Source organism: Porticoccus sp., assembly GCF_041592135.1.
GTDB lineage: Bacteria > Pseudomonadota > Gammaproteobacteria > Pseudomonadales > Porticoccaceae > Porticoccus.
In genome coordinates this window covers 1-1,952 of the sequence record NZ_JBFHQR010000214.1, presented here as the reverse complement: position 1 = coordinate 1,952, position 1,952 = coordinate 1, and the positions used below count along the sequence as shown (strand labels likewise).

General features: G+C 61.0%; 2 protein-coding genes and 1 pseudogene. All 3 read left to right on the top strand.

The window, feature by feature from the left end; translation table 11 throughout:
• Positions 1-282 (top strand): annotated as a pseudogene (locus tag ABY948_RS12245) (energy-dependent translational throttle protein EttA); the annotation flags it as partial.
• Between the two features lie 160 nt (positions 283-442).
• On the top strand, positions 443-1,018 hold the full coding sequence (locus ABY948_RS12240; RefSeq protein WP_461482813.1) for a LemA family protein: 576 nt from the start codon (positions 443-445) through the stop codon (positions 1,016-1,018).
• A gap of 76 nt (positions 1,019-1,094) precedes the next feature.
• The coding region (locus tag ABY948_RS12235; RefSeq protein ID WP_461482812.1) for a GIDE domain-containing protein at positions 1,095-1,952 on the top strand (858 nt) is incomplete at its 3' end.

Here is a 1,952-nt window from a genome sequence, read left to right as displayed (position 1 = left end):
GGCGCCAACGTGCTGCTGCTCGACGAACCCTCCAACGACCTGGACGTGGAAACCCTGCGGGCACTGGAAGAGGCGATCCAGAATTTCCCCGGCTGCGTGCTGGTGATCTCCCACGACCGCTGGTTCCTGGACCGGGTGGCCACCCACATCCTCGCCTACGAGGGCAACAGTGAAGTGGTGTTCTTCGAGGGCGACTACACCGAGTACCACGAGGACTTCATCAAGCGCAAAGGCCAGGACGCCACCCCCCAGCGCATGAAATACAAGCGCCTCAAAGCCTGATCCCCCTGATCCCGTGACCGGCGGCCAGCCTAACGGCTGGTCGCCCCCCCCTGCAAACCGGAATTTACTGCACCCTTTCCTCAACAGGCGCGCTCCCGGCGGTTGCCCCTGCAGCTCAAACTCCCTATGCTCAAAACCCGTTGATCTACAGGGACGCGTCATGACCGTTTTTGTCTTTATTGTGCTGGGCCTGGTGGTATTGCTTCTCGGCTACGGCATCACCCTCTACAACAATCTGGTGGCCCTCAAACACCGGGTGGCGCAGGCCTGGTCGAACATCGACGTACTGCTGAAACAGCGCCACGAGGAGCTGCCCAAACTGGTGACCACCTGCAAGGAGTACATGCAGTACGAGCAGACGACTCTGGAGCGGGTCATCAATGCCCGCAACCAGGTCTCCAATGCCGCCGCCAGTGGCGACCTCCCCGCCCTGGGCGTGGCGGAGACGGCACTGCGCAAGGGGCTGGGTCAGCTGTTCGCGCTGGCGGAGAATTACCCGGATCTGAAGGCCAACGATTCCTTCCGCCACCTGCAGGCGCGCATTTCCGAGCTGGAGAACGGCATCGCCGATCGCCGCGAGCTGTATAACGATGTGGTCAACCAGAACAACATCCGCATCGAGCAGTTCCCGGATGTGCTGGTGGCCAATTTCTTCCACTTCGGTGCCAGGGAGCTGCTGGAATTCAGCGAAGAGGAAACCGCGGATGTGGATATTGCGCGCCTGTTTCAATCCTGACAGGTCGCCGCCCGTCGATGATTGATCCCGTCCACCCACCTACGCCATCCGGCGTCCCGGCACACTGAGGCGTTGCGTGGATCTCGCCACCCTGTTCTGCGCCGACTGTATTCGCGCCCTGCCGACCCCGGAATTTCTGCTGTGGCTGGCCATTGCGGTCGCGGCCTCCCTGTTCAGCCTGAAAAAAGCCCACCGGCATTTCAAGCGGGCCCGCCTGATTGAGGACATGCCCACCTCCAGGATTCGCTCCGCCAGCCAGGGCTATACCGAACTGGTCGGGGTGGCGGAGTTACAGGGCAATCCGCAGCTGGCACCGCTCAGCAATACCCTGTGTCTGTGGTGGCGCTTCACCGTCGAGAAATACCAGAGCTCCGGCAAATCCAGCCATTGGGTGACAGTGGAAAAGCGCCGTTGCAGCCAACCCTTTTACCTGCGGGACACCACCGGTATCTGCCAGGTCGACCCCGAGGGTGCCGATATCCAGTGCCAGCACCGCCATGTCTGGTACGGCAGCACGCCGAGACCGGTGGGGACCGTTGCACCCGCTCAGCTCAACGGCGGATTTTTCAGTCTCAACAGCAGTTTTGGCCGGCGCTACCGCTATTCGGAATATTTGATTTTGGAGAACGACCCCGTCTATGCACTGGGGGAATTTATCACCGACAGCAGCGGCCAACGCACCCTGTCACCCCAGCAACTGAGCGGCGACATTCTGCGGGCCTGGAAAACAGATTTTTCGGCGCTGTTATCCAAATTCGACCATAACGGTGATGGCGAACTGAACCTGAAGGAGTGGCGGCTGGTACAGGAAGCTGCCTTGCAGGAAGCCCATCGCCAGCAGCGCGAGCTGGCGCAGCAGCCCGCCCGGCATTTACTCGCCAAACCACGTCACCAGGGCCTGCCTTTTATTATTGGCAGCGCGGAGCAGCAGCAG

Excerpts from the sequence above, each read along its gene's own strand:
- ABY948_RS12240 (WP_461482813.1), top strand. The coding sequence starts at position 443 with ATGACCGTTTTTGTCTTTATTGTGCTGGGCCTGGTGGTATTGCTTCTC.